The sequence below is a fragment of the Nitrobacter sp. TKz-YC02 genome (assembly GCF_049852135.1).
Taxonomy (GTDB): Bacteria; Pseudomonadota; Alphaproteobacteria; order Rhizobiales; family Xanthobacteraceae; genus Nitrobacter; species Nitrobacter vulgaris.
The window spans coordinates 3,023,420-3,043,381 of sequence record NZ_CP180728.1 but is presented as its reverse complement, the minus strand read 5'-3'; the positions used below and the strand labels follow the sequence as shown (position 1 = coordinate 3,043,381).

Here is a 19,962-nt window from a genome sequence, read left to right as displayed (position 1 = left end):
CAAGCGTCCCCATTTGCGTTAAGTAAGACCTGCCGGGGATTCGACCTTTGCCCCGGCTTTCGGGATTGGATGCGTGTGTCGAAAAGTCTGGACCAGATCGATCTTAAGATTTTGAACGAAATTCAGGCCGACGGCCGGATCACCAACGTCGAACTGGCGAAACGGGTCGGCATTTCGCCGCCGCCGTGCTTGCGCCGGGTTCGGACGCTGGAGGAAGATGGTTATATTCAGGGGTATCGCGGACTGCTCGATCCCCAGCGGCTCGGTTTCGAGGTTACGGTGTTTGCGTCGGTGCATCTGTCGAGTCAGGCGGACGCCGACCTTCGCGCGTTTGAGGAGTTCGTGCGTCGCGAGCCGCTTGTGCGCGAATGCTGGATGCTGTCAGGCGAGGTCGACTTCATCCTGAAATGCGTTGCGCCTGACATGGCCACATTTCAGGATTTCGTCGCGCATCTCACCGCTGCGCCGCATGTGCGCAACGTGCGGACTTCACTGGTACTTCACAATTCCAAATACTCCCCGGCGGTGCCGTTGGAGCTGAAGGTGCCGGGCTAATTTTATCGCTGAGGTCAGACCTTTTTGCGCAGCATCGCATCGAGGCTGATCGGGCCGCCGCCAGCGAACACTAAGTAAAAGAAAACAAAACAGTAAAGCGCGGCCAGTTCGCCGTGATTGACGATCGGCATGAAGTTCTGCGGCGCATGCACCATGAAGTAGGCGACCGCCGTCATGCCTGACGTGATGAAGGCCGCGGCCCGCGTGAACAGCCCGACGACCAGAAGCCCGCCGCCAACCAGTTCGATGACCCCGGCAGCCCCGACCATCGACGCGATTTGCAGATCGGCGAACATCGGCAGGGACGGGAATCCTAGCAGCTTGGCCGTCCCGTGTTGCATGAGCAGGAGCCCGCTCATGAAGCGAAGCAAACTGAGAACAGTCGGCTGCCATTTGGCGAACATCTGGTCCATGTGTCAGGTTTCCCCCGGTTACGACGTCCGAACATACCCGCTCGTCGCCCTGTCGTCACAGGCCGACGCAAAACCCTAACACCCCGGACCCTCGACCGGTTCCAGAGCTGGAACAAGTTGATTTCCGTAACTTTGGTCTTGGCGTCCTGGCCGCGACCGGACAGGGAAACGTCAAGGCCGCAGGCATCGCACGGGTTTGGGTTGGCAGGAAAAACCGGCATTCGAGCAGAGTGGCGGCGAGCCATCGGAGCCGCGTGCGCAATTAACGCAGTCGTCAGTCCATCGGCTGCAATTCGGCGGCCCTTTCTGCACCGGGATATCCGTCGTCGGCGGATGTCGCGGGATATCCATATCGGCGGCGAGAGCGGCTCCGGCGAGGATCGCCAAAGCCATCGCGGGAGCGAGACATAAACGGAAAAGCCGCATACCGCGTCCTGCTCTGCGAAAATAAATCAAGAAAACGAAATCCGGCGGGGATCAATCGGACAGCATAAAGACGGCTTAGACTATCGCCACTCGACCTTTGCAATCTCGTAGGCCTTGGCGCCGCCTGGCGCGACGACTTCAACGGAAGAGCCTTTCTTCTTGCCGATCAGGGCGCGCGCGAGCGGCGAGGTGATTGAAATGCGGCCTTGCTTGGCGTCAGCTTCGGCTTCGCCGACGATCTGCCACACCGCCTTCTTGTCGGTGTCCTCGTCGATCAGCGTCACGGTAGCGCCGAACTTGATGGTATCGCCGGACAGCTTGCTGACGTCGATGATGTCGGCGCGTGCCAGCTTGTCTTCGAGCTCGGCGATACGGCCCTCGTTGTGCGACTGCTCTTCTTTTGCGGCGTGATACTCCGCATTCTCCGATAGGTCGCCATGCGACCGCGCCTCGGCGATTTGCTCGATGATCCGCGGCCGGTCCACCGACTGGCGCTTTTTCAGTTCGACTTCGAGGGCGGCATGTCCCCCTCGGGTCATCGGAACCTTATCGATCATCTCACTTCGTCCTTCGCTTCATCGGCGGCGTTGCCGCGTTGTGCGAAGCGGCTTTCCGTCCGGACCCCCGGCCGTAAAATCCGCATTCGCCTATTGTTTCGGCTCCGACGCTCGCATGCCTTTGCGGCCCCATTAGTGCAAACTCTTAAGGGAATTCGAAACTCTATGAATCCAATGCAATTGGGTTCAGAAGCTCGCTTTGGACCCGTCGAAGCAATGGAGCACCGTCTTGATCGCGACAGTAGCCAACTGGCTGCTGTCGCGACAAAAACCTCCCCGCAGACTGCAGGTTCCACTTCTTTAGGGCTCCTGCAGACCGATTATCGGGCCGATCAAGTCCGATTGGGGCCTAAGTCTTGGGAAAATAGCTCTGCAACGTGCGAACCTCAAGATCTCCGCCCAGATAGGCGCGGATACCCTGCGCGGCCGCCACGGCTCCCGAAAGAGTGGTGTAATATGGCACTTTATGCAAGAGGGCGGCGCGCCGCAACGAGCGGCTGTCAGCCAGTGCCTGCGGCCCGTCAGTGGTGTTGAACACCAGGTGCACCTCGCCGTTGGTGATGGCGTCCACGATATGCGGCCGCCCCTCCAGAACTTTGTTAATCTTTTCAGCCGGAACGCCGCTATCGGTCAGATAGCGCTGCGTTCCCGACGTGGCCATCACCCTGAAGCCGAGAGATGCCAACAGCTTCACGGCCGCGAGGATACGCATTTTGTCGCTCTCGCGGACCGAGACAAACACCGTGCCCTTGCGCGGCAGATGCGTGCCGCTGCCGAGCTGGCTCTTGGCGAAGGCGATCTCGAACGAGCGGTCGATGCCCATCACCTCGCCGGTCGATTTCATTTCCGGACCGAGCACGGTGTCGACGCCGGGGAAGCGCGCGAAGGGGAAGACCGATTCCTTGACGCCGACATGGCCGAGCTTTTGTGCCCCGAGTTTAAAGTCGGCGAGTTTCTCGCCGGCCATGATCCGCGCCGCAATCTTGGCGACCGGAAGGCCGACTACCTTGGCGACGAACGGCACCGTGCGTGAAGCGCGGGGGTTCACTTCCAGCACGTAGATCTCGCCGTCCTTGATGGCGTATTGCACGTTCATCAGACCGATGACATCGAGACCGAGCGCGAGTTCGCGGGTCTGCCGCTCCAGCTCGGCGATCGTGGCTGCATCGAGCGAACGCGGAGGCAACGAGCAGGCCGAGTCGCCGGAATGAATGCCGGCCTCCTCGATATGCTCCATGATGCCGACGACATAAGTGTCCTTGCCGTCGCCGAGACAATCGACATCGATTTCCGTGGCATCGGAAAGATAACGATCGAACAGTAGCGGGTTGGTGCCGAGAACGGTGTTGATCTGGCCGGTCTTGTCATTCGGATAACGGGCCTTGACGTCGACCGGCACGAGTTCGGGCAGGGTTCCGAGCAGATAGTCGCCGAGCTGGCTTTCCTCGCGGATGATCTGCATGGCACGGCCGCCCAACACATAGGAGGGGCGCACCACCAGCGGCAGGCCGAGATCGGCGGCCACCAGCCGCGCCTGCTCCACCGAATAGGCGATGCCGTTTTTCGGTTGCTTCAGTTTCAGCCGGTCGAGGATCCGCTTGAACCGGTCGCGGTCTTCGGCAAGATCGATGGCTTCGGGCGAGGTGCCGAGGATCGGTACATCGGCCGCCTCCAGCGCGCGTGCAAGTTTCAGCGGCGTCTGGCCGCCGAACTGCACGATCACCCCATGCAGCGTTCCGTTCTGCCGTTCGGTGTCGATGATCTCCAGCACGTCCTCGGCCGTCAGCGGCTCGAAGTAAAGCCGGTCAGCGGTATCGTAGTCGGTTGAGACCGTTTCCGGGTTGCAGTTGACCATGATGGTCTCATAGCCGGCATCCGACAGCGCGAAGCAGGCATGGCAGCAACAATAGTCGAACTCGATTCCCTGGCCGATGCGGTTGGGGCCGCCACCGAGGATAACGACCTTGGTCTTGCCCGACGGCGCGCTTTCGTCGGCGACCGCGCCTGCGAACGGCGACTCATAGGTCGAGTACATGTAAGCGGTCGGTGAGGCGAATTCCGCAGCGCAGGTGTCGATGCGTTTGTAGACGGGGCGCACGCCGAGGGTGCGCCTCAGCGCTTTGACCTCAGCTTCCGTTCTGCCTGAGAGCACCGCGAGTCTCGCATCCGAGAAACCCATCGCCTTGACCGTGCGCATCCCGAAGGCGTTGCCCGGCAGGCCGTGGGCACGGACCCTGTTCTCTATCTCGACGATGCCGCGCAACTCAGCGAGAAACCAGGAGTCGATCTTGCAGGAATTGAAGATTTCCTCGTCAGTCCAGCCGAGCCGCATCGCCTGCGCGACTTGCAACAGGCGATCAGGAGTCGGTGTGCCGAGTGCCGCGCGAATTGCGTTCTTGTCGTCGCCCCTGCCCATGCCCTCGATATCGATTTCGTCGAGGCCGGTAAGGCCGGTCTCCAGGCCGCGCAGCGCCTTCTGAAGGCTTTCCTGAAAGGTGCGGCCGATCGCCATCACTTCGCCGACCGATTTCATCGAGGTCGTCAACGTGGTTGAAGCGCCTGGAAATTTCTCAAACGCGAAGCGCGGAATCTTGGTAACGACGTAGTCAATGCTGGGCTCGAATGATGCCGGTGTCGCGCCGCCGGTGATGTCGTTGGCGATTTCGTCGAGCGTGTAGCCGATCGCCAGTTTCGCCGCGACCTTGGCGATGGGGAAGCCGGTCGCTTTTGATGCCAGCGCCGAGGAGCGCGACACCCGCGGATTCATCTCGATGACGACCATGCGTCCGTCGGCAGGATCGACGCCGAACTGCACGTTGGAGCCGCCGGTTTCGACGCCGATCTCTCGCAACACCGCCAGCGAGGCGTCGCGCATGATCTGGTATTCCTTGTCGGTCAGCGTCAGTGCTGGCGCCACCGTGATGGAGTCGCCGGTGTGAACGCCCATCGGATCGAGGTTCTCGATCGAGCAGATGATGATGCAGTTGTCCTTCTTGTCGCGAACGACCTCCATCTCGTACTCTTTCCAGCCGAGTACGCTTTCTTCGATCAGCACTTCGTTGGTCGGCGAGGCATCAAGGCCGCGTTCGATGATGTCGAGGAATTCGTCGCGCGTGTAGGCAATGCCGCCGCCCTTGCCCCCCATGGTGAAGGAGGGGCGGACGATCGCCGGCAGGCCGATCTCGGACAGCGCCATCAGCGCTTCCGCCATCGCCTGTTGTTGATAGCGCTTGCGTCGCTCGTTCTCGCCGAGCGTCCATTGCCGCTCATGCTCCGCCAGTGCATCGCCGGAGAGGGTTTCCTTTCTGGCCAGATATTCGTCGCGGTATTGCTTCTTCAGCGCCGAGGCATTGGCGAGGCGGGATTTCGGTGTCTCCAGACCAATCTTGGTCATGGCCTCGCGGAACAGTTGCCGGTCCTCGGCCTTGTCGATGGCATCCGCTGTCGCGCCAATCATCTCGACGTCGAAATCATCCAGCGTGCCCTGCCGTCGGAGCGACAATGCGCAGTTCAGCGCGGTCTGACCGCCCATAGTCGGCAGCAGCGCGAAGCCGCCGGGAACGACGTGGCGTTCCTTTTCGATGATCTTGCCGACGATTTCGGGAGTGATCGGTTCGATGTAGGTCGCGTCCGCCAGTTCTGGATCGGTCATGATCGTCGCCGGGTTGGAGTTGACCAGGACGACCCGGTAACCCTCCTCCTTCAGCGCCTTCACCGCCTGGGTGCCGGAATAGTCGAATTCACAGGCCTGTCCGATGACGATCGGACCGGCACCGATGATGAGAATGGTCGAGATGTCGGTGCGTTTAGGCATCAAGTCCCAGGATGAAATCGGGCACAAAAAAAGGGCGCGCGAGCCGCGCGTCCCTTAAGCAAGAGCGCGATCTTCGCGCGCGGGCTGCTTTTAGACCAGATTGCCCGGGTGGGGAAGGATTATAAGGGCTTCATCAACCGGCAATTCCCGGTTTGGGGACGCAAAAATCCTTTGCGCCTATTCCCAGGTCGGGCAGGGTACGAAAATTCAGCTGCCGCCGACGAATATCCGCGATGTTACGCCCTAGGCGAGCGACCGCGTAGTCGAGTTTCGGAGTCTTTTTATGGCAGGTTTTGCAAAAGCTGCGACCGATCTGGTGACAAAGCAAAGCTCGCACGATTTCGAGATCACGCTGGATCAGCTCGAAACGGCGGTGAAGGAGAGCGGTCTGAAGGTCTTTACGCGCCTCGATCACGCCGCCGCGGCCAAGGCTGTCGGTCTTGAGATGCCTCCGGCGACGGTTCTGGTGGTGGGCAGCCCACAAGGCGGAACGCCGCTGTTTCTTCAGCATCCCATGTTGGCCATCGATTTACCGCTAAAAATGCTGGTCTGGCAGGACCAGGCCGGCAAGGTCTACGTCAGCTATAACGACGCGACTTACATTTCGGCTGTTTTCGCCCGCCACGGTTTCGATGCCAATAGCGACAAGCTCCATGCGACGGCGAAGGGGCTTGAGAGCAAGCTGGCCGCGGCAACCGATGCCGCGATCGGGTAGTCTCAAAAATGAGGCCCCGCTGGACTGAACCAGAATAAAAAGTGTCGCTCCGGTGTCGAACTTCTGCCGCCGGCGGGTCGAGCGGTTTGCAATGTAACGTTAATTCTAGCTTCCGGTGCAAGAGTGGCGACGATATGCTACGTTCGGAGTTGCGCGGATTTAGCTTAGTGGCAAAGCAGCGGCTTCCAGGTCGCAGACCGATGTTCGATTCATCGAATCCGCTCCGTCACCATCAGTGTCCGTACTCGCGTGTCATGACGCGCGAATTGTCTTTCGATCTCGCTTAGCGCGGGAGCGGACAGTCTTTCCCAACAAGTTATTGGTTATTGCGGTTCGCTGCGTTTCCACAGGCGCTTCACCGTCACCGGTATCATCGTTGCTAGCATCGCGGTTAGACAACCGGGAAGCCCGCGCTCGCGAACTCATTCTTGGTGAGGATGGGTATGCACTTCCGGAAGCTGCGCCGCAGCACCACGTCGGAGGCTTATGCACGTAAAGAAGAAGTTTGGAGGCCCAGCCTGGACTTGAACCAGGATAAAAAGCTTTGCACAGCTCCCGCGTCGATCTTCCGCCACCGGGCCGACCACAATATTCCGCAACAATCGTTGGCTGGCGAGTCTTACCGCCACTTAACGTTAATGCAGCCTAGCATCTTCTGATATCGATGGCGCGCGCGCCGCCCGTCATTTCTGAACCATTCGTATTTGGAACACTCCGCCGGCTCGCGAGTTAGCGCGCTTGTCGCGAATGGCGCGTTAGTCTGAAGCGACTGTCCGGCCTCGCCGAATTCTCCAATCTCATAATAGGAGGGTGCATCGTGTCCCAAGCCAAAAGCTCCGCTTTGCGGAAAGTAAACCCCGTACTCGACACGCCGACCGATCTCTCACAGGAAGGCGTCAGTAAGATATCGGCCGCCATGAACACGATCCTCGCCGATACCTTTGCGCTCTATCTCAAGACCAAGAATTTCCATTGGCATGTCAGCGGCCGGCATTTCCGCGACTACCATCTGCTGCTCGACGAGCAGTCGGAGCAGATATTCGGCACGACCGACGAAATAGCAGAGCGGGTTCGCAAGATCGGCGGCACCACGCTGCGCTCGATCGGGCAAGTCGCCAAACTGCAGACGCTCGAAGATAACGACGAGAGCTATGTCCCACCGCGGGAGATGTTGCGCGAACTTATGAACGACAACAAGAAGGTCGTGACGGCCATGCGCAAAGCGCATGATGTTTGCGACAAGTACGAGGACGTTGCGACCGCAAGCCTGCTCGAAAATTTCATTGACGCGGCCGAACGAAGGACCTGGTTCCTGTTCGAGGCGAGCCGTCAGGAGGGCAGCAACGAAGCCTGATCGAGCAGGTATTCGCTGCTGGGCTGCGCAATGTCGGCGTAAATCTACGCCGACTTGTTCTCGCGCATCAGACTGGCAAAGCGCTTGAATAAATAGTGCGAGTCCCGCGGTCCCGGCGAAGCCTCCGGATGATACTGCACGGAGAATACCGGCTTGCCTTCGAGTTCGATGCCGCAGTTGGAGCCGTCGAACAGCGAGACGTGAGTCTGCTTCGCGCCTTTGGGCAGCGTTGCCTCGTCGACGGTAAAACCGTGGTTCATGGAAGTGATCTCCACCCTGCCGGTTGTCTCCTCCCTGACCGGATGGTTGGCGCCGTGATGACCCTGATGCATCTTCTTGGTTTTCGCGCCCACCGCGAGGCCGAGCATCTGGTGACCGAGGCAGATACCGAAGGTCGGCGTGCCCGACTCGATCACTTTTCGAATCATTGGCACGGCATACTTGCCAGTCGCGGCCGGGTCGCCGGGGCCGTTCGACAGGAAGATCCCGTCCGGCTTCATCGCCAGGATGTCCTCCGCCGAGGTGGTTGCCGGCACCACCGTAACCTTGCAGCCTTCACCGGCGAGCAGGCGCAGGATGTTTCTCTTGATGCCGTAGTCGACGGCGACGACGTTGAATTCTGGGCTATCCTGCCGGCCGAAGCCCTTACCCCACTCCCACGGCGTTTCGTCCCAGGTGTAGCGCTGGCTCGATGTCACCATCGGCACGAGGTCCATGCCCTCGAGGCCGGGCCACTCGCGCGCCTCCTTTTTCAATCCATGCAGATCGAATCGTCCGTTCTTCGCATGGGCGATTACCGCGTTGGGCATGCCGCGGGTGCGGATCAAAGCGGTTAGCGCGCGGGTGTCGATGCCCGAGATGCCGATGATGCCGCGCGCCCTCAGCCAGGCGTCGAGGTGTTTGGCGGCGCGATAGTTCGACGGCGAGGTGATGGCGCTTCGCAGGATGACGCCGCGCGCGCCAGGCGTCGCCGCCATGTTCACGGTTTCGATGTCCTCGTCGTTGGTGCCGACGTTGCCGATATGCGGAAAAGTGAAGGTGATGAGTTGCCCGGCGTAGGAGGGATCGGTGAGAATTTCCTCGTAACCGGTCATCGCGGTGTTGAAGCAGACTTCTCCGACCGCCTGGCCTTCCGCGCCGAGGCCGAAGCCTTTGAGCACGGTCCCGTCGGCCAGCACGAGAAGCGCGGTCGGCTCAAGGTCCGGCCAGGCTGAAGCATTTTCCGATGGGGTCATGAGCGCATGACATAGCCCGGCTATTGCACCGCGTCAAACTCCGGTTCCGGGCAAGCGGATGCCAAATTCAAAACTCCACTGGAAAGCTAATAGCTGCTAGTGGTCCTTTGATTCTAACATTTGCGAGAACCCGGCCGCAACGGGATGCAAATGTTAGTATTGGACCATTAGGGGAGACTTCGATGCTGCGCGATGACATCAACAACGCCGTCAAGGAGGCGATGAAGGCCAAGGACGAGCGCAAGCTCTCCACGCTGCGCATGGTCAACTCCACTATCAAGAACGCCGATATCGAGGCGCGCGGGCAGGGCAAGCCGCCGCTGGCGGATGGCGATTTGCTCGGCGTCCTGCAAAAGATGATCAAGCAGCGCCAGGAGTCGGTCGAACTCTACGAAAAAGGCAACCGCGAGGAACTGGCAGCGCAGGAGCGCACCGAGATCGCTGTCATCTCGGCTTACCTGCCGAAGCAGATGTCCGACGACGATGTAAAAGCGGCTGTCGCCGCGGTGATCGCGGAGACCGGCGCGAGCGGCATCAAGGACATGGGCAAGGTGATCGGCGCACTTAAGGCCAAATACGCCGGTCAGATGGATTTCGGCAAGGCCAGCGGCGTGGTGAAGGCCGCATTGACGGGGTAAGATGAGACGACACGATTCCCAACTTCGGAGCATTATATCAGAACAGCGAACTCGGCTAACGGAGTGGTGTACCCCCACGGAAGCCATCCAGAAGAACGATTCAATAGTTCAGATGCTCGAACGTAGGTTTGCGGATCGATTTTATTTTCTTGACGACGTCGAGGCGCAACCATTCAGGGAGATGTGGGTGCTGGCGCGATGTGCGCTGATGTCGGATTGCCCGCTCGTTAGACTCGCACCCTTGGATACTCCGCGGCCAGACGGCTATTCCCGTAGGGATGGGTTGGAGTTCGGCGCGGAAGTGACTGAGGCTATGGAGCCTGGTCGCAAGCGAAGATTGGAAAATTGGAAACCCGGTGAATGGCGGGAAGACCCTGGGAGCGAGTGGATTCGGAGAGCTGAACTGATACCCGTTGCGCTCGCCAACTCACTCACAAAGAAGAAGGCCATTAAGTATCCATCCGGCACAGAGCTGTTCATTTACTTGAACATTGGCGAGTACGGAATTCGCCAACGTGAGATCGAAGCTGAAATCATGCGTCAACTCGACGCGCCTTTGGGTCCATTTTGTGAAATTTATGTGCTGTGGAAAGAGAAACTCTTCGCGAGCAGTGGTAAATGCTGGCCGCGCAATGAAGAGAGCCAACGATAGATTCTTGATGATCGTGGGACCCTCCGACCAGTGAGACCTAACTCGGGCGAGTTCCGACTCCGGCCGATACCCCAACCGGAGGCACTGGTGCGTCTCTTTATGTGCTGAATTGGTTCCATTCAGCCGCAATATTAGTTCGGTTCCTGCTTGGGAACGACCTTCCGCTCGCCGCGTTGTCGCCTCACTAAAACGGAGGCGAACATGGGAATCGGACGCGGACTTCTTCTCTGGCTAATCGGAATTCCGATCCCGCTGATCATCCTCATCGCGTTTCTTATGCATAACTGAGCCTGAGCGAGGGACGACATGAGCATTGGCACAATCATTCTGATCATTCTTATTATTGCGCTGCTGGGTGGCTTCAGCGGAATTGGCGGCGGTCCGTTTTACGGCACCGGCTATTACGGCGGCGGTGGCCTTGGCCTGGTGATCGTTATCCTGCTGATTCTGATTCTGATGGGACGCATCTAGTTAATGCGTCAACAGACTGAATCCGTCATGCGAACGAAGCAATCCGTCCGGTGCGCCGAAATCGGATCGCTTCGTTGCGGACGCCGGTACCAGCATCGGAGAGGATGATCCCAAGAAATCTACGCTTAGGACGATAGCGCTGTTATCTGCGTCGTTTCGACATCGCGGAGCAGCCCCGTCAAGCGCCTGGCCCATTGTCCGCGCCTCAAGTGCTGTCATATTGCGCGCGTCAATCGAATATCCACCTCGCGCTCCACATAAGTCCATTCGTCGGTCGCGCGCAGGACGCCGACGAGGTCTTCGAACATCGTTGCATGTTCAGGGGCGTATTCGAACCAGGTCAAGAAATCGAATGGCTCGCCCAAATCGCGGCAGTGATAGAGCTGTCGCGCGATGGCGGGCAGGTATTTGAGGCTGGCGGCGATATGGTGCGACTTATCCTCGAAGATTTTCCGCCGTTCTTCCTGTGTTAGATCCCACCACGCGGCCGACTTTCTAATGGGAATGAGCGCCGCTAGCGTTGCCTCGGCGCGTCCCAGTCCAGCCTGTACCGAGGTCAGCGCAGTTTTCTCGGCGCGCTCGACGTAGCGCACGTGGCTGGTGAAGCCGCGGAACTGCCACGGCGCCGCGGAGGCGCCGCCCAGCGAGGCGCTCGGCGCGATCTCCAGATGAGACGCTGGTCCGAGGCTTTCGCCGGTGACGGGAGCAATTGACAGGATATTCCAGGCGCCGGTGTTGCCGGCGGTGAAGACTGTGAACATGATTTCACTTCCGGTGTCTGTGGACAGGTGGGGGAAGCAGGGGATATGTCCGAGAACATATGTAGTACAATATTAAAAAGGGCCTAGCTGATTCGCCTGGGTGGCGGCAGGCAGTTATACCGGCCGCCGAGATTGAGTGAGACGGCGCATGCGTTTCCCGCCCAGCTTTATTGATGAGGTCAAGGCGCGCCTTCCGGTTTCGGAAGTCGTGGGCCGGCGCGTAAAGCTGAAGCGAGCTGGCCGCGAATTCAAGGGGCTGTCGCCGTTCCAGCAGGAAAAGACGCCGTCGTTCACGGTGAACGACCAGAAGCAGTTCTACCACGACTTCTCCACCGGCAAGCACGGCAACATCTTCGACTTTATAATGGAGACCGAAGGCGTTTCCTTTCCCGAAGCGGTCGAGCGGCTGGCGTCGATGGCGGGGCTTCCGCTGCCGCGCAATTCACGGGAAGACGAGCAGCGCGAGCAGCGGCAGAAATCCCTGTTCGAGGTGATGGAGCTAGCGACCAAGTTTTTTGAGCAAAACCTCGCGTCGCGTGTCGGCGCGCAGGCGCGCGGCTACCTGTCGGATCGCGCCATCATCTCGTCAAGCACCGTCGAATTCAGGATCGGTTACGCGACCGCCGATCGTTTCGCATTGAAGGAATATCTGGGATCGCGAGGCGTCCCTGTCGAAGACATGATCGAGGCCGGCTTGTTGGTCGCCGGAGACGATATCCCCGTTCCTTACGATCGCTTTCGTGACCGGATCATCATTCCGATTCACGACCAGCGGGGTCGCGTCGTGGGATTCGGCGGCCGCGCTCTCAAGAAGGACGTACAGCCCAAATATCTGAATTCGCCGGAAACCTCGATCTTTCACAAGGGCTCGATCGTTTTTAACTTTCATCGCGCGCGCCAGCCGGCGCACGAGGCCAATTCGGTCGTTGCCGTCGAAGGATACATGGATGCCATCGCGGTCTATCAGGCGGGGATCAAGGCCGTGGTCGCCACCATGGGGACCGCGTTCACGGAAGAGCAGATCGCTACGCTGTGGAGACTGTCTCCCGAGCCTGTCGTGTGCTTCGATTCCGATCGCGCGGGTGTCTCGGCCGCTTATCGCTCCGTTGACCGCATCCTGCCATTGCTTCGTGTCGGCAAGACCTTCCGCTTCGTGTTCATGGACGAACAAAAGGATCCCGACGACCTGATCCGGGAAAAGGGCGTCGAGGCATTCCGAAGCGTTTTATCAGGCTCCTTGCCGCTGTGGGACGTGCTCTGGCAGCGCGAGACGGACGGTCAGGACGTTCGAACGCCCGACAAACAGGCTGCGCTGGAACAGAAGCTCTATACGCTGGTCCGCACCATCCAAGACCCGGCCGTCAACACGGCGTTCTTCAGAACGTCACGGATGCAGCTCGCCAACCTGTTCTGGCAAGTCAATCGGGGGCCGACCCGCAAGGCCAGGGAAGCGCCCACCCCATTAAATCCACGTTTCAAGTTCGATGGTGAGGGACAACGTTCGGGGCTGCAAAAAGTCGTTCTCGGGATGCTTGTCCAATATCCTGACCTGCTCGACGAAAAGCAAGACTCCGTTCTGCGCTTGCACTTTCCCGAGGAGTTCGATGGTTTTTTGACGAGTCTCTTTCAGCTGCTGGTTACCGACGCAAAGCTGTCTGTCGCGGATATTTGGACGAAACTTAAACCCGCATTTTATGACACGCTGCAAGCTGTGCATGGCGAAGCGGGCAACGGAAAACCGCGCGGACATCGGCTGGTTGAGCGCTTTCCAATTTTAAGTCGCGATCCGCCGCTCGATTTTGTGTCGGGATGCACGGATCACTTCATCAAAATCCTGCATTGGCATGAACTGGAAGATGACATCCAGCGGGCCAGGCTCGATGCCGGAGAAGGAGACGAATCGGCCGTCGCACGCCTGCTAAATTTGGTTCGGGAAGGTCACGCCGAACAGGAAACCATAAGTGCCGAGGGAGTGGCGTTGTCGGAGTGGGCGGAAGATATCATCCGCGTTTGGGCGCCCCAGGGCGGAACGATGCACCTCGCCGCATGAGCAGTCCGGCACCGATCGGCGAATCCTGCACGAAAAGAGGCGCCGAAAAGGACAGAGATAACGAGGGAATACAGCCGGTTGCCGCAGGTTCGCGGCCCGTCGGGAGCAAAAGGCGGTCGCCTCCGCCCTTTTTGGTCGCAGATACCGGCGGATCGGCTTGTATCATCAGCAGCGCTTCTTACTTAGGGAATACTCTTAATAGCGTTTTCGAGCGAAGTGGAATTCGGTTCGCGTGAAGAAAACGCGTCAAATCAAAAAGTTAGGGTCCCTTCACCGATTTACGTGAAGCGGTGAAAGACCCTATGGCGCTGGAACGCCGCTGAACCTGCGGGAGGGGAATGCGCCTGTGCGCGGATGGGATCCGTCGCCGGGCATGGATCGTCTGAAACAAATGATGTTGGGACGATGGCACTCGGAACCATGATAAAGACTCGCCAAATCCGAGGTTTGGCGGCAAACAGGGTTAATTAAAAGTCAAGGGCTGGCAGGCTAAGTCATCCGACACGTAGTCCAACGCGGGTACGATCATTCGAGAGAGGGTTGACGGGGTGGCGAGAGGTTGCGCCGCCCTTTGTGCGTCGTGAGCGGCGCAGATCAAGAGCGCCGGGCGCGGCGCGGATTTCACGGGGAAGCGGGCGCGTTTCCGCATGAGTGCGTTTCAGGAGCTGTGAATGGCGAGCAAGGCAAAGACGCTGCAGGTCAGGGAAAAGGAAAAGGACGACAAGGCCGCCGACGCTCCCGAAAAGGATGTCGCGGACGCGCCGTCGCCGTTGCTCGACCTCAGTGACGCCGCCGTCAAAAAGATGATCAAGCAGGCGAAAAAGCGCGGCTTCGTCACCTTCGACCAGCTCAATGAAGTGCTGCCGTCCGACACCACCTCGCCGGAGCAGATCGAGGATATCATGTCGATGCTTTCCGACATGGGCATCAACGTGTCTGAATCCGAGGATGCCGACAGCGAGGAGGAAAACAAGGAAGAGGCTGACGAGGAGACCGACAACGAGTTGGTCGAGGTCACTCAGAAGGCCGTCACCGAGGTCAAGAAGTCGGAACCCGGCGAACGCACCGACGATCCTGTGCGCATGTATCTGCGGGAGATGGGTACCGTCGAACTCTTGTCACGCGAGGGCGAAATCGCCATCGCCAAGCGCATCGAGGCCGGCCGCGAGGCGATGATCGCAGGGCTGTGCGAAAGCCCGCTGACTTTTCAGGCCATCATCATCTGGCGTGACGAACTCAACGAAGGAAAGATTTTCCTGCGCGACATCATTGACCTCGAGGCGACCTATGCCGGACCCGAGGCCAAGAGCGGCATGAACCCGGCATTGCTTGGACCGCCGACCGGTCCAGACGGCCAGCCGTTGTCGGCTGACGCCTCCGATGCCGTCTCGGGTGAGGACGGCGTTGGATCCACGGTGACCGCGCCCCCTTCAGCACCGCCGTCACCGACCCCATTCCGTGCCGCCCGCGCTGCGCCGGCCGGGGGCTCTGACCTGGACGAGAAGGATCCGGGTGCGGCCGCGGCGGAAGGCGATATGGAGGAGGACGACTTCGACAACCAGATGTCGCTTGCAGCCATTGAAGCCGAGTTGAAGCCGAAGGTGGTCGAAACATTCGACAAGATCGCCGACAACTACAAGAAACTGCGCCGCCTGCAGGAAGCCGACATCTCCAACCAGCTTCAGAACGAGTCGCTCTCGCCGAACCAGGAGCGCCGCTACAAGAAGCTGAAGGATGAGATCATCGTCGAGGTGAAGTCGCTGCGCCTGAACCAAGCGCGTATCGATTCTCTGGTCGAGCAGCTTTACGACATCAACAAAAGACTGGTCTCGTTCGAAGGTCGCCTGTTGCGGCTCGGGGACAGCCATGGCGTGGCGCGAGAGGATTTCTTACGGAACTACCAGGGCTCCGAGCTCGATCCCCGCTGGCTCAACCGGGTATCGAAACTCTCCGCGAAAGGCTGGAAGAATTTCGTTCACCACGAAAAGGACCGCATCAAGGAATTGCGCGGCGAAATTCAGCAACTCGCGGCGCTGACCGGGCTTGAGATCGGCGAGTTTCGCAAGATCGTGCAGGGCGTGCAGAAGGGCGAGCGCGAGGCGCGTCAGGCCAAGAAGGAAATGGTGGAGGCGAACCTGCGCCTCGTCATCTCCATCGCCAAGAAATACACCAACCGCGGCCTACAGTTCCTTGACCTCATCCAGGAAGGCAACATCGGCCTGATGAAGGCGGTGGACAAGTTCGAGTATCGCCGCGGTTATAAATTCTCGACCTATGCGACCTGGTGGATTCGGCAGGCGATCACACGCTCGATCGCGGACCAGGCCCGCACCATCCGCATTCCCGTGCACATGATCGAGACCATCAACAAGATCGTGCGGACCTCGCGCCAGATGCTGAACGAGATCGGCCGCGAGCCGACGCCGGAGGAGCTCGCCGAAAAGCTCGGCATGCCGCTGGAGAAGGTACGAAAAGTTCTCAAGATCGCGAAAGAGCCGCTGTCACTGGAAACACCGGTGGGTGATGAGGAAGACTCACACCTCGGCGATTTCATTGAGGACAAGAACGCGGTGCTTCCCATTGATGCTGCGATCCAGAGCAATCTTCGCGAAACGACGACGCGCGTTCTGGCGTCGTTGACGCCGCGCGAAGAGCGGGTGCTGCGCATGCGCTTCGGCATCGGCATGAACACCGACCACACGCTGGAAGAAGTCGGCCAGCAGTTCTCGGTGACGCGCGAACGCATCCGCCAGATCGAGGCCAAGGCGCTGCGCAAGCTCAAGCACCCTTCGCGCTCGCGCAAGCTGCGGAGCTTCCTCGACAACTAACTTTCGCTTGTCCCGGGCGTGTGCAACACGAAGTGTTGCGCTCGCGCGACGCCTTAGTCCGGCTCGCCCGGCGGATGGTGCGGGTCGTAGTCGTGCGGCCGGTTGGTGCCGATCTTCTTCCAGAACGGCCAGATGAACGTGGCCCCGGCGGTCAGCGGGCCGAGCGCGCGCCATTCGTGAAAGTCCACCACCAGCACCGCGGGCGTCACCACGAACAAGAGCACCGCGAGAACGCCGAGCGCCAGCATCGCGTTGCGATATCTCTGCGAGACGCCGGCGGTGAAACGGATGCTGCCTTCCGGCGCGTCCTCTAGGCGCTCGTGCAGCGCGCGGATGAAATCGTGATAGACAGGCGCGCGGAAGCGGTCGGCCTTGCCGTTAAGGCCTGCGTCGGTGACGACAAGAAAACGGCCGCCGCGAAAATCGATGCGGCATTTGTCGACGGCATCCTTGCTGTCGGTGTCGGGGATATTCACGGCGACGATGTTGGTCCAGAGCTGACGGCCTGCCTCGCCGTCTTTGTCGCGCCAGGCGATGGCGGAGTCGCGCCCCGCGTCGATTAGCGACACGCCATGGCCCGCGCTGCGCCAGAACAAGCGTTCGCCGTTCACCAGATAATATAGGTCATAGGCCATCAAGGCCATGACGGGTGCTGGCTCGATCATGTGCGGAGCATAGCGGATTCTCGCGTGACGTCGAGGCTGGTTTTCACGCTGCAATGCAACGAGCGACGGGCGCGAGCGCAGCGGCGTCGGGTTCCCGAATCGAAACCCAGGAACTGATTCAATAGCGTTTTCACGCGAGCCGGATTCCACCTCGTTCGAAAACGCTATCAGTCCATCAATTCGCCCGGCGGCTGGCGCGGATCGTAGCTGCGCGGGCGATTGGCCTCGATCACTTTCCACAACGGCCAGATGAAGGCAGCGCCGGCTGCGAGCGTGAGCAACACGCGCCAGTCGCGTATGATGAACACCAGCACAAGCGGCGTGCCGACGAAGAACAGCGCGGCGAAGACGCCCGTCGCCACCATGAGCCGGTGGCGTCCTGCGGATGCGCCGGCATTGAATGCGATGGTGCCCGCGGGCGCCTGCGCCAGCCGCAGATGCAAGGCGCGCACGAAGTCGCGATAGACCGGCGTGCGGTCGTGATCGACCTCCCCGGAGGGGCCGCCGTCGGTGACGACGAGAAAGCGGCCATCGCGAAAATTGATGCGGCAATTGTTGACGATGTCCTTGCCGCTGGTCATGGACGTCATGTTCACCGAGACGATGTCGGTCCAGAGCTGCCGTCCCGCTTCGCCCTTTTCGGGTTGCCAGAGAATCGCGGAGTCGCGCCGGTCGTCGATCAGCGTCACGCCGTGGTTCGGATTGCGCCAGAAGAAGCGCTTGCCGTTTTGCAGGTAGTAGAGGTCGTAAGCGGTTGAGGCGGAGGTGGGATCAGCCATGAGTAGTTACTAGCGGGATTTGGGGAGATTTCGGAATTTTTTGATCGTTTAGTCAGTTTGGATATTGCGCAAAGCTTGCTCGCGTAAATTATGTACAACTAGCTATGATCGCGCTCTAATTGAATTTTGTAGCACCAAGGAGAAAATAAATGTCGGGGGCTTCGGATGGAAGTGTAAAATCCCCATTAGATGCGGCGCAGAAAATTGTTGCTGAATTGAATGGTATGACTTCCGATCACCAGTTGCTGGCGCTGAAATTTGCGACTGAAACGCTGGGTCTTCGACTTTCTTCCGTGTCGCCGCAGGTCGTGACTCCGTCAGCAAGCTCTTTGCAGCAAGCGTTGCCGCAAGTGCCAACTGGAGCAGATCACTCAACCGACATTAGAGCATTCACGGCGATGAAAGCGCCGAAGAGCGATCAGCAGTTTACGGCTGTTTGTCCGTCATCAAAACATTTGGCGCAAAGAGCGGCGAGATTTAGCGGAGAGCGGGCCTCATTTGTTGGTTGATGTTAAGCGGCGATTTTGCGGTGGAGCAAGCGCCGATATTTGATTGTCTGTCGTTTGATCCTTTCACGCTGTTTGATGATGGATTGTGCACGTCCGAAGTAGACGTCGGCGGGTGTGACGTTGCCGATGCCCTCGTGATAACGGCGATGATTGTAATGCTCGATGAATGCCTCGATCTGACACTCGAGATCGCCGGGCAGGAAGTAGTTCTCGAGCAGGATGCGGTTCTTGAGGGTTTGATGCCATCGCTCGATCTTGCCTTGGGTTTGCGGATGCAGCGGTGCGCCGCGGATATGGCTCATGCCGTTGGCATCGATCCATTCGGCAAGCTCGGCGGCGATGTAACTGGGACCATTGTCGCTGAGCAGTCTGGGCTTGTGCAACACCTTGGTGTTGTCGCAGCCTGAAGCTGCAAGGGCCAGTTCGAGCGTATCGGTGACGTCCTCGGCGCGCATGGTCGAGCACAGCTTCCAGGCAATGACATATCGAGAGAAGTCATCGAGTACGGTGGACAGATACACCCACCCCCAGCCGATGATCTTGAAGTAGGTGAAGTCGGTCTGCCACATCTGGTTGGGTGCTGTCGTCTTGTCTTTGAACTCATCAGCCGCCTTGACCACAATGAAGGCTGGGCTGGTGATGAGATCGTGGGCCTTGAGCAGGCGATAGACACTGGCTTCGGAGACGAAGTAGCGCTTCTCATCGGTAAAGCGCACTGCCAGTTCGCGCGATGAAAGTTCGGATTGCTCCAGCGCCATCTCGATGATCTGACCCTGGATATCGGCATCGATGCGGTTCCACACGCGACCTGGCCGGGAAGGACGATCTTCCAACGCTTCCGGCCCGCCCTCAAGGTAACGGTCATACCAGCGATAGAAGCTTCGACGTGCAATGCCCAGTTTGTCGAGTGTCTTCTTCGCCGGCAGATGCGATTGCTCGACGAGCCTGATGATCTCAAGCTTTTCGGATGCGGGATATCTCATTCGCCTTCGCCCCCATCCGCGATCATGCTTTTTTTGAGCAGACGGTTCTCCAGCGTCAGATCGGCAACCACCTCCTTCAGGGCATGCGCCTCACGGCGAAGGTCTTGCACTTCACCACTTGTCGCAGCTCGCGCCGTATCACCGGCCAGCCGCCGCTTGCCTGCCTCCATGAACTCCTTCGACCAGACGTAGTAAAGGCTCTGAGCGATCCCTTCCTTGCGGCACAGTTCAGCGATGCTGTCTTCACCGCGCAAGCCATCAAGCACAATCCGGATTTTATCTTCCGCCGAGAAATGGCGCCGGGTGGCGCGGCGAATGTCTTTGACAACCCGTTCGGCAGAACTTTTCCTGCTGCGAGACTTCGTAGTCATGTTCGTTCCTTCGTCATCGACGAGAACCGAACTCTCCTTAAATCATACCTTCAATTCTGTGCCATAGGCGCTGATCCCGGACACGGCTGTTGTCGCGTACTTTTATCAATTCGAATCGAGATCAGATGAAAGGAAAGATGCGATTGACAGTGATGTAATGAAGGAGGCCGCTCGTCTTGCTGGGCG

17 protein-coding genes and 2 tRNA genes are annotated in these 19,962 nt (G+C 59.2%); 10 read left to right on the top strand and 9 right to left on the bottom strand.

The window, feature by feature from the left end:
- Nucleotides 1-75: 75 nt before the first annotated feature.
- Nucleotides 76-555, top strand: coding sequence for an Lrp/AsnC family transcriptional regulator (locus ACM561_RS14620; RefSeq protein ID WP_173816000.1), 480 nt, complete (start codon nucleotides 76-78; stop codon nucleotides 553-555).
- 14 nt (nucleotides 556-569) lie between these two features.
- Here ACM561_RS14620 and ACM561_RS14615 read toward each other — a convergent pair whose 3' ends face one another.
- From ACM561_RS14615 to carB, 3 genes are all read right to left on the bottom strand, one after another.
- Nucleotides 570-968 carry a DoxX family protein gene (locus ACM561_RS14615; protein ID WP_425905939.1) on the bottom strand — a complete coding sequence of 133 codons (399 nt, stop codon included), beginning with the start codon at nucleotides 966-968 and terminating at the stop codon, nucleotides 570-572.
- A gap of 506 nt (nucleotides 969-1,474) precedes the next feature.
- On the bottom strand, nucleotides 1,475-1,951 hold the full coding sequence (gene greA / locus ACM561_RS14610; RefSeq protein ID WP_425905938.1) for a transcription elongation factor GreA: 477 nt from the start codon (nucleotides 1,949-1,951) through the stop codon (nucleotides 1,475-1,477).
- Between the two features lie 349 nt (nucleotides 1,952-2,300).
- On the bottom strand, nucleotides 2,301-5,765 hold the full coding sequence (gene carB / locus ACM561_RS14605) for a carbamoyl-phosphate synthase large subunit (RefSeq protein ID WP_425905936.1): 3,465 nt from the start codon (nucleotides 5,763-5,765) through the stop codon (nucleotides 2,301-2,303).
- A 283-nt stretch (nucleotides 5,766-6,048) separates the two neighbouring features.
- Between carB and ACM561_RS14600 the strand changes: the two genes are divergently transcribed.
- The gene (locus ACM561_RS14600; protein ID WP_425905934.1) at nucleotides 6,049-6,480 is read left to right on the top strand and encodes a DUF302 domain-containing protein; all 432 of its coding nucleotides are present in this window, start codon (nucleotides 6,049-6,051) and stop codon (nucleotides 6,478-6,480) included.
- Between the two features lie 153 nt (nucleotides 6,481-6,633).
- Nucleotides 6,634-6,703 (top strand) — tRNA-OTHER (locus tag ACM561_RS14595).
- Between the two features lie 283 nt (nucleotides 6,704-6,986).
- Here the strand turns inward: ACM561_RS14595 and ACM561_RS14590 are convergent.
- A tRNA-OTHER gene (locus ACM561_RS14590) sits at nucleotides 6,987-7,061 on the bottom strand.
- 236 nt (nucleotides 7,062-7,297) lie between these two features.
- Here ACM561_RS14590 and ACM561_RS14585 point away from each other — a divergent pair.
- Nucleotides 7,298-7,834 carry a Dps family protein gene (locus ACM561_RS14585; protein WP_425905932.1) on the top strand — a complete coding sequence of 179 codons (537 nt, stop codon included), beginning with the start codon at nucleotides 7,298-7,300 and terminating at the stop codon, nucleotides 7,832-7,834.
- 44 nt (nucleotides 7,835-7,878) lie between these two features.
- Here ACM561_RS14585 and carA read toward each other — a convergent pair whose 3' ends face one another.
- On the bottom strand, nucleotides 7,879-9,069 hold the full coding sequence (gene carA, locus ACM561_RS14580; RefSeq protein WP_425905930.1) for a glutamine-hydrolyzing carbamoyl-phosphate synthase small subunit: 1,191 nt from the start codon (nucleotides 9,067-9,069) through the stop codon (nucleotides 7,879-7,881).
- A gap of 182 nt (nucleotides 9,070-9,251) precedes the next feature.
- Here carA and ACM561_RS14575 point away from each other — a divergent pair, with 182 nt between their 5' ends.
- The 3 genes from ACM561_RS14575 to ACM561_RS14565 all read left to right on the top strand — a co-directional run bounded on the left by ACM561_RS14575 (nucleotide 9,252) and on the right by ACM561_RS14565 (nucleotide 10,830).
- Nucleotides 9,252-9,707 (top strand): GatB/YqeY domain-containing protein, encoded by a 456-nt coding sequence (locus ACM561_RS14575; RefSeq protein WP_425905929.1) that lies wholly within the window; start codon nucleotides 9,252-9,254, stop codon nucleotides 9,705-9,707.
- A gap of 112 nt (nucleotides 9,708-9,819) precedes the next feature.
- Nucleotides 9,820-10,359 (top strand): hypothetical protein, encoded by a 540-nt coding sequence (locus ACM561_RS14570; protein ID WP_425905928.1) that lies wholly within the window; start codon nucleotides 9,820-9,822, stop codon nucleotides 10,357-10,359.
- Between the two features lie 306 nt (nucleotides 10,360-10,665).
- The gene (locus ACM561_RS14565; RefSeq protein ID WP_009798696.1) at nucleotides 10,666-10,830 is read left to right on the top strand and encodes a DUF3309 family protein; all 165 of its coding nucleotides are present in this window, start codon (nucleotides 10,666-10,668) and stop codon (nucleotides 10,828-10,830) included.
- Nucleotides 10,831-11,045: 215 nt separating this feature from the next.
- On the opposite strand, the gene ACM561_RS14560 is transcribed toward ACM561_RS14565, so the two are convergent.
- The gene (locus ACM561_RS14560; RefSeq protein ID WP_425905926.1) at nucleotides 11,046-11,591 is read right to left on the bottom strand and encodes a chlorite dismutase family protein; all 546 of its coding nucleotides are present in this window, start codon (nucleotides 11,589-11,591) and stop codon (nucleotides 11,046-11,048) included.
- A gap of 148 nt (nucleotides 11,592-11,739) precedes the next feature.
- On the opposite strand from ACM561_RS14560, the gene dnaG reads away from it, so the two are divergent.
- Nucleotides 11,740-13,641 carry a DNA primase gene (gene dnaG, locus ACM561_RS14555; protein WP_425905924.1) on the top strand — a complete coding sequence of 634 codons (1,902 nt, stop codon included), beginning with the start codon at nucleotides 11,740-11,742 and terminating at the stop codon, nucleotides 13,639-13,641.
- A gap of 671 nt (nucleotides 13,642-14,312) precedes the next feature.
- Entirely contained in the window at nucleotides 14,313-16,469 is a 2,157-nt protein-coding gene (gene rpoD / locus ACM561_RS14550; protein ID WP_425905923.1) for an RNA polymerase sigma factor RpoD, read from the top strand.
- A gap of 53 nt (nucleotides 16,470-16,522) precedes the next feature.
- Here the strand turns inward: rpoD and ACM561_RS14545 are convergent, their stop codons facing one another.
- Nucleotides 16,523-17,113 (bottom strand): hypothetical protein, encoded by a 591-nt coding sequence (locus tag ACM561_RS14545; RefSeq protein WP_425905922.1) that lies wholly within the window; start codon nucleotides 17,111-17,113, stop codon nucleotides 16,523-16,525.
- A 188-nt stretch (nucleotides 17,114-17,301) separates the two neighbouring features.
- Entirely contained in the window at nucleotides 17,302-17,913 is a 612-nt protein-coding gene (locus ACM561_RS14540; RefSeq protein ID WP_425905921.1) for a hypothetical protein, read from the bottom strand.
- A gap of 149 nt (nucleotides 17,914-18,062) precedes the next feature.
- On the opposite strand from ACM561_RS14540, the gene ACM561_RS14535 reads away from it, so the two are divergent.
- Nucleotides 18,063-18,422, top strand: coding sequence for a hypothetical protein (locus ACM561_RS14535; RefSeq protein WP_425905919.1), 360 nt, complete (start codon nucleotides 18,063-18,065; stop codon nucleotides 18,420-18,422).
- Nucleotides 18,423-18,424: 2 nt separating this feature from the next.
- Here ACM561_RS14535 and ACM561_RS14530 read toward each other — a convergent pair.
- Nucleotides 18,425-19,776 (bottom strand): IS3 family transposase gene (locus ACM561_RS14530; RefSeq protein ID WP_425905397.1). Its coding sequence is split into 2 segments (ribosomal slippage): nucleotides 18,425-19,440 and nucleotides 19,440-19,776, totalling 1,353 coding nucleotides; the frame shifts between segments, so codons are not numbered across the junction.
- Nucleotides 19,777-19,962: the final 186 nt, after the last annotated feature.